Origin of the sequence: Deinococcus hopiensis KR-140 (genome assembly GCF_900176165.1) — a bacterium.
Lineage (GTDB): Bacteria > Deinococcota > Deinococci > Deinococcales > Deinococcaceae > Deinococcus > Deinococcus hopiensis.
In genome coordinates, this window is record NZ_FWWU01000010.1 from 215308 (window position 1) to 228154 (window position 12847).

At 63.3% G+C, this 12847-nt stretch carries 11 protein-coding genes and 4 pseudogenes; 9 read left to right on the forward strand and 6 right to left on the reverse strand.

The window, feature by feature from the left end; all coding sequences use genetic code 11:
• Nucleotides 1-349: ATP-binding protein (locus B9A95_RS34310; protein WP_170928860.1), on the forward strand; the 349-nt coding region annotated here is incomplete at its 5' end.
• Between the two features lie 56 nt (nt 350-405).
• A pseudogene (locus tag B9A95_RS37405) lies at nt 406-614 on the forward strand (IS701 family transposase); the annotation flags it as partial.
• A gap of 36 nt (nt 615-650) precedes the next feature.
• Here B9A95_RS37405 and B9A95_RS32930 read toward each other — a convergent pair.
• A pseudogene (locus B9A95_RS32930) lies at nt 651-764 on the reverse strand (IS5/IS1182 family transposase); the annotation flags it as partial.
• A 98-nt stretch (nt 765-862) separates the two neighbouring features.
• On the opposite strand from B9A95_RS32930, the gene B9A95_RS29665 reads away from it, so the two are divergent.
• Both B9A95_RS29665 and B9A95_RS29670 read left to right on the forward strand, forming a co-directional pair.
• Nucleotides 863-1333, forward strand: coding sequence for a winged helix-turn-helix domain-containing protein (locus tag B9A95_RS29665; RefSeq protein ID WP_084051205.1), 471 nt, complete (start codon nt 863-865; stop codon nt 1331-1333).
• A gap of 11 nt (nt 1334-1344) precedes the next feature.
• Complete coding sequence (locus tag B9A95_RS29670; RefSeq protein ID WP_084051093.1) at nt 1345-1854, forward strand: IS630 family transposase; 510 nt, start codon at nt 1345-1347, stop codon at nt 1852-1854.
• 4 nt (nt 1855-1858) lie between these two features.
• Here the strand turns inward: B9A95_RS29670 and B9A95_RS29675 are convergent.
• From B9A95_RS29675 to B9A95_RS29705, 4 genes and pseudogenes are all read right to left on the reverse strand, one after another.
• Nucleotides 1859-2557 (reverse strand): annotated as a pseudogene (locus B9A95_RS29675) (IS5 family transposase); the annotation flags it as partial.
• A gap of 588 nt (nt 2558-3145) precedes the next feature.
• Nucleotides 3146-4081, reverse strand: a complete 936-nt coding sequence (locus B9A95_RS29685) for a VOC family protein (protein ID WP_084051208.1) — start codon at nt 4079-4081, stop codon at nt 3146-3148.
• A 521-nt stretch (nt 4082-4602) separates the two neighbouring features.
• On the reverse strand, nt 4603-5541 hold the full coding sequence (locus tag B9A95_RS29700; RefSeq protein ID WP_084051211.1) for a VOC family protein: 939 nt from the start codon (nt 5539-5541) through the stop codon (nt 4603-4605).
• A gap of 62 nt (nt 5542-5603) precedes the next feature.
• Nucleotides 5604-6080 carry a MarR family winged helix-turn-helix transcriptional regulator gene (locus tag B9A95_RS29705; RefSeq protein ID WP_084051212.1) on the reverse strand — a complete coding sequence of 159 codons (477 nt, stop codon included), beginning with the start codon at nt 6078-6080 and terminating at the stop codon, nt 5604-5606.
• 996 nt (nt 6081-7076) lie between these two features.
• Between B9A95_RS29705 and B9A95_RS29710 the strand changes: the two genes are divergently transcribed.
• The 5 genes and pseudogenes from B9A95_RS29710 to B9A95_RS29720 all read left to right on the forward strand — a co-directional run bounded on the left by B9A95_RS29710 (nt 7077) and on the right by B9A95_RS29720 (nt 10951).
• The gene (locus B9A95_RS29710) at nt 7077-8048 is read left to right on the forward strand and encodes a quinone oxidoreductase family protein (protein WP_084051272.1); all 972 of its coding nucleotides are present in this window, start codon (nt 7077-7079) and stop codon (nt 8046-8048) included.
• Nucleotides 8049-8117: 69 nt separating this feature from the next.
• Nucleotides 8118-8492: pseudogene (locus B9A95_RS37410) on the forward strand (AMP-binding protein); the annotation flags it as partial.
• A 52-nt stretch (nt 8493-8544) separates the two neighbouring features.
• Nucleotides 8545-9315 carry an AMP-binding protein gene (locus B9A95_RS34860; protein ID WP_212648421.1) on the forward strand — a complete coding sequence of 257 codons (771 nt, stop codon included), beginning with the start codon at nt 8545-8547 and terminating at the stop codon, nt 9313-9315.
• On the forward strand, nt 9312-9761 hold the full coding sequence (locus tag B9A95_RS36460) for an AMP-binding enzyme (protein WP_342744637.1): 450 nt from the start codon (nt 9312-9314) through the stop codon (nt 9759-9761). Before B9A95_RS34860 ends, B9A95_RS36460 begins: the two co-directional genes overlap by 4 nt.
• The gene (locus tag B9A95_RS29720; protein ID WP_245808583.1) at nt 9758-10951 is read left to right on the forward strand and encodes a benzoate/H(+) symporter BenE family transporter; all 1194 of its coding nucleotides are present in this window, start codon (nt 9758-9760) and stop codon (nt 10949-10951) included. Before B9A95_RS36460 ends, B9A95_RS29720 begins: the two co-directional genes overlap by 4 nt.
• 323 nt (nt 10952-11274) lie before the next feature.
• Here the strand turns inward: B9A95_RS29720 and B9A95_RS29725 are convergent, their stop codons facing one another.
• Complete coding sequence (locus B9A95_RS29725) at nt 11275-12567, reverse strand: replication initiator protein A (RefSeq protein ID WP_084051214.1); 1293 nt, start codon at nt 12565-12567, stop codon at nt 11275-11277.
• Nucleotides 12568-12847: the final 280 nt, after the last annotated feature.

Below are 12847 nucleotides of genomic sequence, written 5' to 3' on the forward strand. Positions count from 1 at the left end.
GCTGGAATATCGACTGCGGTACTACGCGAAGCCGAAGCTGCTGGTGATCGATGAATTTGGCGTGTGGCCATATGACCGCCTGGCGGCGAATGCCCTGTTCGGCTTGATCGCTGCGAGGTACGAGCGGGGCAGCGTGATCCTGACGTCGAACAAGGGCTTTGCTGATTGGGGCGAAGTGCTGGGAGATCCGGTAGTGGCGAGCGCCATTCTGGACCGACTGTTGCACCACAGCCACGTGTTGAACATCAAGGGGGAGTCATATCGCCTGCGGGAGAAGAAGAAATCTGGGTTGTTCCCCAGCGCACTGGTGGGGATCGGCGAGACGGGTCAGGAGGTGAAGCGCCGTTGAACACAGGGGGAGTGGTCAAAATTATTCCGCCGGAAGTGATCACTTTTACTGCGCCATTGACACACTTTGAGGGTCGTTCCTGGCAGGGCCTCCATCACCACCCCGTGCTGTGCATGGTGGCTCTGACCTTCCTTCAATGGTTGCGCTTGACCCAGCCCGATGACCTCAAAGGAAACACCGTTCCTACCATACGAGCGGAGGTGGGCCCCTGCCACCTCAATGCCGATCTTATCGCGCCTGCACAGCTTTATTCAGTGGTCCCTGAATTTCCCCGAAGTACAGTTAGAAGCTGCCAAGAACACTATACAAAAAGTGGGCGAAGTTTGTTGGAGAACAGAACGCAAGCGGCAAGGAAATGAAAGCCGATCAGTGTGGTGGGCAGGCGTTCCAGATCACGACCCAGGCGTCTGATACGGATTCCGAATAATCAGTTATAATAATGAGATCAGAACGGTTACTTTCCAACACACGGCCGAAGACTTCTGGGGCATCTACGGCCGGAGTAGCTGCGCGGTGGAACGACGACGCAGTCACCTCCTCGCGTTCCTGGCAGAAGGGAAAAGCGCTGCTGAAGCCCTGAAGCTCACGGGCTACTCGTATCAAGGTGCAGACAAAATCATCGACGCGTACCACCAACATGGTCTGGCGGGGCTCAAAGATCAGCGACACCAGAACAGTGGTGCACCGACCCTGCTCAGCGACGCCGAAGTGCTCCTCCTGGCGCGGACGATTCGTGCAGACACCGCCAGCGGCGGTGTCTGGAATGGTGCACGAGTGCAGTCCTGGGTAAAGCAGGAATTGGAGAAGGACGTGCATCTGAGCCGCTGTTATGAGTTTTTGGATGCGGTGGGATATAGCCTCCAGGTCCCTCGGCCTCGACATGTCGAGGCCAACCAGGTCACTCAGGAAGCGTTCCAAAAAAAATCCTCCCAGCCGTGGTCCAAGCAGCTACGGCGCGTACTGAAGCAACTGGACGAGCGGTAGAAGTCTGGTGCATGGATGAACACCGTGTGGGATTGAAACCCCTCGTCGGCAAACAATGGTCCGAGCGAGGCAAAGCACCGACCGTGCGTGTCCAACACCGGTATGAATGGCTCTATATCAGTGCGTTCGTCTGTCCTCAGACGGGAGAGAGCCAGTACTGGTTGTTGCCGACGGTCAATACGGCGGCCTTCCAGGCTGTGCTCGATCGCTTTGCCCTCGACACACAGGCTGGAAAGACCCGGGAGATCATCTTGGTCTTGGATGGTGCGGGGTGGCATGCCACCCCGCAGTTAAAGTGCCCACCGGGCATCGAGCTCGTCTTCTTGCCGCCCTACTCCCCAGAGTTGCAACCCGCCGAACGCCTTTGGTCCCTCACCGATGCTCCCTTGAAGAATCGTCACTTCGAAACCCTGGAAGACCTGACCGTGTTGCTTGCGGAGCAGTGTCGTCGGTTGGAACAGCAGAGGGAGAGAATCCGTTCTCTCACCTTCTTCCATTGGTGGCCTTGCATAACAAATTAATCGGAATCCGTATGAAGCGCGAAAACCAGGCAAAGGAACGCTCGACGACCCAACGCTGAGGAAGCAAAATAAAGCCCTTGGAGGCCTCGGGTCGCTTGACCACGATGAGTTCAACCCCAGCTTCGGTGGCTTGCAGGGCGGTCTGTTCTCCGGTATAGCCCTGGTCAGCAAACGCGACCTGAACGTGAGCTCCCGTGGCTTCCTGGACCTCCAGGCACAGGTCTTTGACCTGTGCTCGATCCTGCTCGTTCGTGGGTGAGGTGAGCACCGCCAAGAGATGACCCAGGGTATCGACCGCAAGATGGACTTTCGTGCCCTTGCGCTTCTTTGCTCCGTCGAATCCTGCACGGTGCCCACTTTCTGGTGTGCTTTGCAAGGTCCGGCTGTCGATAACGATGGCCGTAGGTTCAGGGGTTTTTTGCTGTTCCACATGAGTTAGCAAGCGCAGATCGTGCGCCGCGTTCTGGAAACACTCCGCGATGAACCAACGGTGCGCCTGTTGGCGCACCGTCTCTGCAGGTGGGAAATCATGGGGGAGGTAGGCCCACTGTGCTCCCGTACGAGCCACCCACATCAGGGCGTTCAGAATCTCCCGGAGAGGGTATTTCCGCTGCCGAGCATCCTCAGGAGTCAGCAGCAGATAGGGCAACAGGAACAGGTACGTATCGTCGTCCACATCGCTCGGGTAGCCACGCCGCTTCACCCTTCTATTCTGCTCATTCCCAACTTCACTTACCAAACTTCAAAAATGATCTTGGCAGCTTCTAGTCGGAGAAAATGGGCTTCTGATTCTCACCAGTGTTGGCACCTCATCGATGGAGATTGCGTCAAAAGAGTTCGGGCAGGCTGTTGACCCTGAGGGGCATCAAATTATTGTACTTTTGCTTACCAGGGGCGGTGACTCACGGGTAAGAAACCCAGAATTCCCTACTAATATTTTCCCGTGCACATTTCCAGCATGTACATCCAAGCATTTGCCCACAGAATCCATAGTCACGAAATCGAAATCACCATTGGAGGACAAAGCGATTCGAGATATTCAAGAAGTCGAGGATCTGATCTTGAGGGAGTGTGAAAGACTCAGAAGTTGTCCATAGGAAGTGAAGTCGCTGCCCCTCTTTCCCTCGAGCAAGCATGCCATGGACTCTTAATCTCGTATCCGCCAGCGCGATGTGCGGGAACTGCTCCTCGAACGCGGTCCATAAGGTCAGCCACAAGACCCTGGACCACTGGAACATCCGCTTCGCGCCTCACCGAGGAACTGCGCGACCCGGACTGCGCCAGCACCTGCTTACGCAGTCGCCGTGTCGCTCAGGGCAGCGAGGGCGCTCTCGATCGTCGACGGCCCGGCGCGCAGCAACATTCGGTTTCCTGCCGGGTCACGCGTGAACTGCCCCGCAGGCGTCGCGAGGACGGCGACACCTGCGTCCTTCAACCGCGCGGTAACCGCGTCCAATTCCGCCCCGCTCGACAGCTCCAGCGTGTAGTGCCGCAGCCCCAGCGCGCCATCAGGCGCCTTGGGGCCACCGCGGCTGTGCCAGGCGTTGTTGCCGAGATGATGGTGGTACCCACCTGCAGCGGCAAACACGGCGCCCATACCGTCAGCAGTGATGTCGAACCCCATGACGTCCCGGTAAAACGTGCGCGTCGCGTCCGTGTCACTCATCTTGAGGTGCACGTGCCCCATACGCGTGGCGACAGGCGCGTCCGTCCAGCCCGCGTCGTTGCCTGCGAGGGTGCCGAGCAGGTCCTGAATGTCGATCGCCACGCCGTCGAAGGATGCAAACCTCCCATCCTTGAAGGGCCACTGCTCGCGCGGCCAGTCATGGTAGAGCTCGATGCCGTTGCCCTCCGGGTCACTGAAGTAGAACGCCTCGTGCGTCTTGTGGTTGTTCTGACCGAGTTGCAGGCCTAACGCGGCAGCGTGCTTCAACCAGCGGGCGAGGTCGGGCCGCGTGGGGAACGCGACCGCGAGGTGGTACAAACCTGTGGCGTTCGCGGGTGGAGTGGGCGCCTGCGGGTCACCGTACAGGGTGACGAGCGGGTGGCCGTCAGGCGTGCCAAGGACGGCCTGTCCGTCCTGATGGGTAAAGAGGGTAAGGCCGAGCGCCAGGGTATAGAAGCGGACAGCGACCCCGAGGTTGCGGACGGTGAGGGCGACCTCACCCATGGAAAGTTTCGGGTCGATTGGCGCAGTGCGGTGGGCCTGCGAGGCGGGGCTGGTCATGGCGTGAACTCCTTGGGTGGGGACTGGTGGGCCGCGATGGGGGGGGAGGGGAGGCGGGCGCCTTGGGGATACGGCCCCAGGCGATGACACCGGCAAGAACGGCCAGGATGAGGTTCATGGGCGCCAGCTTCGCCTCGCCACGGACGCCGTGGAAGATCGGAGCGAGCACCATCACGGTGATCAGGCCGAGTGAGGCGAGCGGCGTGAGGGCCGGGCGGACGCGGGTAAGGCTGGGCAGCAAAGGCAAGTTGCGCGGTGGGCTGGGCGGGCTTGATCAGGCCGAACGTCATGAACGCGGTGGCGCTTCAGGCCCTCCTCGCCACCCCGTTCATGCGCAGGGTGCGGGCGGGACGGGCCGTGCTGGTGACCGGAGTCATGACGTTCTCCTGGGGGGAGCGGCGGAAGGTAACGGGCGGACAGCCCATACGGTCTACGGACCGGCCGTTCGATCCCCTCTGCTGCGCAGCGTTGCACGTCCGCTCGGGTGAGTCAGTGATGAGATAACTGATTTACCAGAATCCTTATCCGTTGGTGCGGAGGCGAACAGTGATGCCCCAGGGATCGCTGGCGAGGGTGCCTTCGGGGGTAGCGGTCACGCCGAAGCCCTCGGCGCGAAGGCCCGCGAGCACGGATTCAAAGGTGATCTGATCGGGCAAGACGAGGTCCCAGCTGAGGAGGCGCGCGTCGTCGTCGTCCGAAGGAGCGCTTCCAGCCGCCCAGGTGTTGACACCGACGTGGTGGTGGTAGCCACCCGCGCCGAGGAAGAGGGCGGTGGGGGCGGTGAGCAGCCAGGTGACTTTGGGGAAGCCGAGGCCCGCGTGGTAGAAGCGGGCGGCCTCGTCGATGTCGCCGACGTAGAAGTGGAGGTGACCGACGGTCGTGCCGTCGGGAACGCCCGTCCACGGCGCTCCGCCCGCAGCAGCCGTGAGGGCAGCGAGGTCGAGGGCATCGCCGCCGCCGATGATCTCGCCGTCCTGAGTAACGCGCCACTCCTCGCGGGACCGGTCGCGGTAGACCTCCACGCTGAGGCCGTCGGGGTCCTTGAGGTAGGTGGCCTCGCTGTAGTGGTGATCTGACTGCCCGACGTGCACGCCCAGCCCGAGGGCGTGCACGATGAAACGGCCGAGGTCGCCGCGGGTGGGGAGCAGCAGGGCCACGTGGTAGAGGCCGAGGCGGCCGCGGTGAGGGGCGTACTTCACGCCACGCTTCTCGCGGAGTTCGAGGAGAACCCGGCCGTCGGGCGTGCCAAGGCGGGCAGTCCGCTGGCCGCCTTGGTCGTCCTGGTGGTGGAGGTGCAGGCCGATGACGCTCCTGTAGAAGTCGAGGGAGGCGCCGAGGTCGTTGATCTGGAGGACAACCGGGCCGAGGCGAACATTCGCGGGGAGCGTGTGGTGAGGCGGATTGAGGCCAACGCGATCGAGGGGCAGGGTGGGGTAGGGAATGGTGGGCGGAATGTTCATAGGCAACTCCTCGTGATGCAGCTAAGTGTTACAACAAGCATCTAGGAAAGGGAATGACGCGCCTACTCTTGAGGGAGGCGCGCGCGGATCAGCGTGAGGGTCTCGATCAGGGAGTGCAGCTGTCCAGGCGTGAGGTGCCCGAACTGCTCGCGCTGCATGGCGGCGACAGGGTCGTCCAGGGCGTTCACGAGGTCACGGCCCTTGTCCGTCAGTGTGGTGGGAACACAGCGGCGGTCGGTGGTGCTGCGCAGACGCTTCACGAGTCCCATGTCCTCCATCTTGTCGAGCAGGCGGGTAACGTCGGGCATACGGTCCAAGAGACGTTCGCGGATCTCATTGCGCCCCAGGCCGCCGTCGCCCGCGCCGCGCAGGATGCGCAAGACGTTGTACTGCGTGGGCGTGAGGCCGTGCTCACGGTAGAAGGCCTCAGAACGGTCGAGAAGGAGCCGGGTGGTGCGCAGGAGGTTGAGCCCCGCTTCCTCTTCCAGGCTGCGGAAGGGGCGGTGTTGCTTGATCTCGTCGCGAAGCGAAGCGCCCATGTCCCTAAAGATAGGTGTTGAAACAATAAAAGGCAAGGGGCGGAAGTGTGTGCGCAAGCCGGGCCCGTGCCTGCAAAGGCTGGCCCTGTTTCGCCTCCAGTGTTCAGGCGGCAGTGCTCCGCGGACGAGGATTGGGGTTCATCCGTGATGAAATAACGGATGAACCCGAGCGGACGTGCAACGGCGCGCAGCAGAGGGGAGAACGGCCGGTCCGTAGACCGTATGAACCCGCCCCGATCGTGCGCAACCGGGGTGCAACGGCGGGTGGCCTGACGTTCGGGCCTTCTGGGGCGTCAAGGACCTGAGGGTGGAATGGCGGCACTGACCGTTATAAAAGACTTCCGCGTACCCGAAGGCTGCCAGCCGGGCAGCGCCCCGGCTGCGGAAGCTGACGTCTTCGAGCGGCGCCCGATTCCCAGAGCCCAAGGCGCTTTCCAGGATGGGGGGGTTGTACCAGCAACCTCCCTTGCGGCTCACGCTGCTCCTGGCCACCATGCCGGCCCGCTCTTCTTGAAAGACCCCGGCTGGCCTATGGGCTGTCTCAGCCGCCGTGATGCAGCAGGCCTGGCAGGGGAGGGCGGCGTCCAGCTGCCCTGCCACCTGAAGGGCAGACGGCGGCAGTGTGCCCGTCATTTGCGCCGTCCACCGCGCACCCCACCAAGGCGCGGGAATACGGGCCAGCAAGTACGTCAGGCGGATGCCCAGACCCTGTTGGGCGGCTAGGCCTCAAAGGGCCGGCCAAGCAGGTTCGGGCACAGTGGAAGGCCACCCTGACTGTCGGCGGTCCTGGGACCGGACGGCGTCATCGTCCGCTGCGCCACTCCCGCGCAGGTCACGCCCCCATTGACCAAGCGTTCGGACAGCGGGAGCGGGCGCCCAATAGGTGCGGCAGTCAGGCTTGTGGGCTCAACGCGTTTAGCAGGGCCTGGCGGTTGACCGCGGTTGCGCGGTCCTCCGCTGCTTCAGGCCCGGCATCAGACCGCTTACGCTATGCCCATGAAAGCCATCCGCATCCACCAGCCTGGAGACGCCTCTGCCCTGGTTCTCGACGAGATTCCCACGTTGGAGCCGGGTCCTGGAGAAGCCCGCGTGAAGGTTGCGTTCGCAGGCCTGAATTTTATCGACGTGTACCAGCGCTCCGGCCTGTACCCACTGCCTTTGCCCGCCGTGATGGGCAACGAGGGCGCTGGCGTCGTGGACGCTGTGGGCGAAGGCGTGACGGAGGTTCAACCTGGCCAGCGGGTAGCGTTCGCGATGCACCGCGGCAGCTACGCCGAGGCTGTGGTCGTGCCTGCCTGGAAGCTGGTGCCGCTCCCTGAGACCATCAGTGAGGCGCAGGGAGCGGCCATTATGCTCCAGGGCATGACGGCGCACTACCTCGCGTCGAGTACATACCCCCTGAAGGCTGGTGACACCTGCCTGGTGCACGCCGCAGCAGGCGGGGTGGGCCTTTTGCTCACACAGATTGCCAAGAAGCGGGGCGCCTGGGTCCTGGGCACGGCCGGCAGTGCCCAGAAAGCAGCCCTGGCGCGGTCGATGGGCGCTGACGAGGTCATCTTGTACCGCGAGGCGGACTTCGAAGCGGAGGTGAAGCGATTGACGGGCGGTGCGGGCGTCAACGTGATTTACGATGCCGTCGGGCGCGACACGTTCCTGAAGGGGCTCAACGTCTTGAAGCCGCGTGGCTACATGGTGCTGTACGGCGCGTCCAGCGGACCGGTCGAGCCGGTGGATCCGCAACTGCTCAACCAGAAAGGCGGCTTGTTTCTGACCCGCCCCAGCCTCGCGCATTACGCGGCCAACCGAGAGGAACTGCTCTGGCGTAGCCAGGAGCTGTTCACGTGGGTGGAGGATGGGTCGCTCCAACTGCGCGTGGATCAGACGTTTCCGCTTGGCGAGGCCGCGGCAGCGCACCGCTACATCGAAGGGCGAAACACCCAGGGCAAGGTCTTGTTGCAGATCCGCTGAACCCCAGCGCTCCGGGCCGAGGAACACCATCATCCGCCGGTGAAGGCCGGCGCCTCCAAGGAGAACACCATGTCGGCCGATGAGCGGACCGGCGAGTTGCTCGCCATCTACGACTTCCCCTGTGCAACTGCGGCTGACCTGCTGTGTGACAGGCACCCCGAAGGTGCGGGGGCACTTACCGCTGTGGAGTCCGGCATGACGGCGCGTGACCTGACGTACGGCGACCTCCGGCGGGCGTCCGCACGGTTCGCTGCGGCCCTGGCTGGTCTCGGCGTTGAGCAGGGGGACACCGTGGCCGTCCTGATGGCCACGTCCAAGGAGCTGGTCGTGGCACTGCTCGGCATCCGGCGGCGGGGCGCCGCGCACGTGCCGCTCTTCACGGCCTTTGCGCCTCCTGCCCTCGAGATATGGCTGGAAGCCAGGGGCGCCCGGGCCCGGGTCGTGGTGGCCGGACCGCGATCAGGCGGGAAAGCGCTCCGAAGGGAGCGGGCGGCAGGTGATCATCACTGGGGATGCCCTGGAGCAGGGGCAGATCGCCTTCCAGGAACTGCTCGCTGCCGATACCGGGAACGAACCGGAGGCCGAGGCGGTCGCTACCGGGGGAAATGGCCCGGTGGTGCTGCCGTTCACCTCAGGCACAACGGAGACGCCGAAAGGTGTCCCGGCGCCGCTCCGCACGCCGGCTTCCTTCCAGGCGTACCTGGGGTTTGGCCTGGACGTTTCCTCGGAGGACGTCTTCCGGAACGCGGCAGATCCCGGGTGGGCGTACGGACCGTACGGCGCGGTCCTCGGACCTCTCGCTGCCGGCGTACCCAGTCTGTTGCTGCGCGCGGGCTTCTCCCCCGCGCTGACCTGGCAAGTGATGGAGCGCTTCGGCGTCACCCATTTTGCCGCTGCTCCCACGGTGTACCGGGCGGTGTGGGCGGAGCCCACACCGCTGACCGCGGCCATCCGGTTGCGGCGGGCCTCCTCAGCGGTGGAACTGCCGGCGCCCGACGTCATGGCCTGGGCCAAGCGGAACCCCGGCGTAACGGTGCGCGATCACGACGGCCAGACGGCACACGGCATGGTCATCGTCAACGGCTGGGCCGATGCTGGCTGGGAGTCCGTCCAGGCTTCATGGGCCGGCCGCTGCCTGGCTGGTCTGCCGCCATCCTGGACGAGGCGTGGGCCACTGTCCTTTCGCCAGGCCAGGTCGGCCGGGTGGCCATTGAAGTCGTGGGCAGTCGGCTGCTGTGGTTTACCAGATACGCGGGGGACCCGGTGAAGACTGCCGAGCGCTACACCGAAGGTGGCGGGTGGCACGTGACGGGCGACGCCGGGAGCGTCGATAAGGACGGTGCGTTCTCCTTTTCCTCCCACGACGATGACGCGGTGATTATGGCCGGTTCCCGGATCGGGCCGTTTGAGGTAAAGCGTGTGCCGGCGACGCGCCCACGTGTTATGGAAGCCGCGGTGATTGGCGCGCCTGACGCCCTGCGGGGCGAGGTGCTGGAGGCGTGTGCCGTCCTGAGGGCGAACGACCCTGGGAACGGGGCACTCGCGGCGGATTTGCGGCAGTTGGTCAAGCGGCCGTTCGCGGCGCATGCGTACCCAGGTGCGGTGCACTTCATTGAGGAGCTCCCGAAGACCCCCAGCGGCAAGGTGCCGCGGTACGCGGCGCTGCCGCAGCGCCGCGCTGAAGTCGCGCCCCCGCCGCCGGGTGCTCCTTGAAACCCTTGCCTCTCACGGCCGTCATGGCCGGACTGATCGCCGTGACGGTCAGCGCGGCGAGTAATCTCCCGCTCTTCGTGCAGATGTTCGGTGCCCTCCAGCTCACGCCCGAGCAGTCCGTAAGCAGCCTCGCGAGCATGTACGTTGCTCTCGCCATCTCTGGGGCCATCCTGTGCCTGACGTTCCGCGCACCCGTTATCCTGGGCTGGAACACCGCCGGACTCGCCGTGCTGATCGCCGAGGGCCCCCGCTTTACGCCGGGAGAAGCCGTTGGAGCGCTTCTCCTGGCAGCACTGGCCTTGACCCTGATCGGCCTCACCGGTCTGTTCGACTGGATTGCCCGCCGCCTGCCTCCGCCGCTGGCAGCCGCCCTACTCGCTGGTGTTCTGCTCCCATTTGTTCTGCGGGGCATCAGCGCAATTCCCATGGCGCCTGCCCTCCTGATTCCTATGCTGGTTGCCTACCTCCTGGGCCGGGCGTTTGCTCCTCGCTGGGCGGTGCCGCTGGCGCTGCTTGCCGGCCTGAGCGCGGCAATCCTCACTGGCGCCATGCATCCGGGCAGTGCCCCACGCCCTGTGCATTTCACGTTCACCGCTCCCACCTTCAGCATGCGGGCGTTTGTTGCTGTTACCGTGCCCAGCGTGCTGCTTGCCGTCGCCTCACAGCACCTGCCAGGTCTGGCCATTCTGAGTGCGAGTGGGTACCGCCATGTACCACCGCGGCCCCTGGTGGCCCTCACTGGACTGGCTGGCCTTCTTGCCGCGCCGTTTGGAAGCGTCACGCTGAACCTCGGAGCCATAACGGCTGCGATTTGCACTGGGCCTGAGGCGCATCCAGAGCCTGAGAAACGCTACATCGCTGGACTCACCTGCGCTGCTGGGTACCTGACCCTGAGCTTGAACGCAGGCGTGGTGCTCGGATGGGTGAGTGTGCTCCCGGGCCCGTTGCTCCTGGGCCTGGCCGGGCTCGCCCTACTCGGACCTCTCCTCATGGGCCGTGAGGGCACCATGGTTGCCGAGCGCCGCTGGCGGGAAGCGGCGTTGCTGACGCTGGTGGTGACAGCCTCGGGGCTGACTTGGCTGGGCGTGAGCGCCCCCGTGTGGGGCTTAATTCTGGGATGGAGTCTGGCAACTGCGCGAGGATGGCGTGAGCGCCGGACGGAGATTGAGCCGCCGGGTACAACACCCTGAAGACGACTGCTCAGCGTGACGCATGGCAGCGCACGTAGTGGTAGCGGCATAAACCGGCATTGATCGCGGTAGGACGTCCTGTGTGCTGGCCAGCTTTCTCGCGCCTCAAGCGAGGTAGGACTCCCGCAAACGCACGCCGTTATCAAGAGAGCATCTGTCAAAGTGCGGATTTCTTTTTAACCGAGCAGCGCGAGCGAACTTGAATGCGCATGGTGGAGAATGGCGCCGTGAGGAGTGCCCTTCCACCCACGGCTCCCCATTCTCCACCATGCGCCAAGGTACTGGGACCGAATGGACTCCACTCTCTGCGCGCCGTTCAACCCTCACAAATCAGCGCAGAGCAGCGCCTTTACAAGCTTCAACGCCTCTGCTTTTGGCCGTTCCAACGCCTCGCGCACGGCCGTCAAAGCCTTGTCGTCCAACTCTTCGACGGCCATTACGGCACGCCTGCTGGGCGCACGACCAAGCTTCAGGCGGAGAAGCACCAGAATGGTTTCCCGCGGATCTGCCGGCACATCATGGTTGTCGTCGTGGAGCTTTTTCCTTTTGGTGGCCGGTGGCGCTTTCTTGCCGGTGGGCTGGGCGGTATACCCCCACTTCCCTGGATTGCGCACGGCATCAACCAAGGACGCTGCCAGCGACCTGGGTTTCCAACCAGTGCTCAAGCGCTCATCAATGGTCCTGAGGGCCGGAACAACACGTTCTGGATGATCTGCTGCCAAAGCCTCCGCGACCGGGCGAGTCACGCCCCGCTCCATCAGCCGTTCCACAGCTTCGGGTTCCGGCGCGGCCGAGAAAACATACTTAATCTGTCCGGACTTGCCCCGCCCGGTAAAGGCCACCTCATGCAGGTACCCTTCCGCTCTGAGACGATCGTGGGCCAGTTCTAACATGCGTTTGGCATTGTCAAGCCGTTCGTTCTCTAGCCCACACGCCACGAGCCAGTCGCTCAGCGGAAGGATCAGTTCGCCCGATAGGGACCCATCGGGCATCACCCGGTGCGCCTGCAGGACACGGTACAAACTGCGGGCCTGAGGCTGACCCAACCGGGAGAGCAGTTCCCCGTCAAGAATTTGAAACAGGCCCGCCCGAATAGACGCCGCAAAGCTGGGCACCAGCGTAATTTCGACGGGGCAACTCTCATTCAGTTCGCGCTCCTCGAAAGGCCGGTGCTGCCCCGTGGTCTGGTCGACCAGCCGCAACTCCGCGATCAGGCTGGTGGCGGTTGTGTCACCCTGGTGGCGGCTGTGCTTTTCATCCCACCGGGTGCGGACCATCGTCCATTTCACCCCCCACAGACGGAGCAGGGATTCACGGAGGCGGCTGTAATACTGACCATTTTTCGGATGCCCGCTCAGGGTCAGTAGCGTGGATCCCATCACTTCGATTGAATTGGTATCTGGGCAGCCGGCACGAAAAAACAACGTTTGGATGGAGAGAAGGATGTCCGCGTCCTGACCATGCGGGCGACCGTAGAACGCATTGCCATGCACGCGGTACATCACGTCCCCGATGGCATAGTCCACCTGCCAGCTGGTGTCCGTGCTGGGAAGGCTGCGTTGTACGCTGATCACGCCCGCCCGGGTTAGGTCGAGCTCATTGACTCGGATGTCCACGTTGATCTGATTTTACAGTCAATAAAGAAAGAATTGATTTGATTGTCAATCAAGGGACCATTTTTGGCAGTGTATGCACCGTATTTCTGGGGTTACTCAGTCCGCTATTCCTCAAATGGATCGACGGAATCCCTCAAACGAGTCGACGGAATCCCTCAGACGGGTCACCGATTCACCTCAGACGGGTCACCGATTTACCTCAAACGAGTCACCTGCCCAGGGGTGAAAAGGGACCTGGAGCAAGCTTGAAACCCATTCTGGTCGACTCGTTTGAGGTATT

What these genes read in the sequence shown, in the direction of transcription:
- B9A95_RS29670 (WP_084051093.1), top strand. Translation starts at nt 1,345, where the DNA reads ATGGATGAACACCGTGTGGGATTGAAACCCCTCGTCGGCAAACAATGG.
- B9A95_RS29685 (WP_084051208.1), bottom strand. Translation starts at nt 4,081, where the DNA reads ATGACCAGCCCCGCCTCGCAGGCCCACCGCACTGCGCCAATCGACCCG.
- B9A95_RS29700 (WP_084051211.1), bottom strand. Translation starts at nt 5,541, where the DNA reads ATGAACATTCCGCCCACCATTCCCTACCCCACCCTGCCCCTCGATCGC.
- B9A95_RS29705 (WP_084051212.1), bottom strand. Translation starts at nt 6,080, where the DNA reads ATGGGCGCTTCGCTTCGCGACGAGATCAAGCAACACCGCCCCTTCCGC.
- B9A95_RS29710 (WP_084051272.1), top strand. Translation starts at nt 7,077, where the DNA reads ATGAAAGCCATCCGCATCCACCAGCCTGGAGACGCCTCTGCCCTGGTT.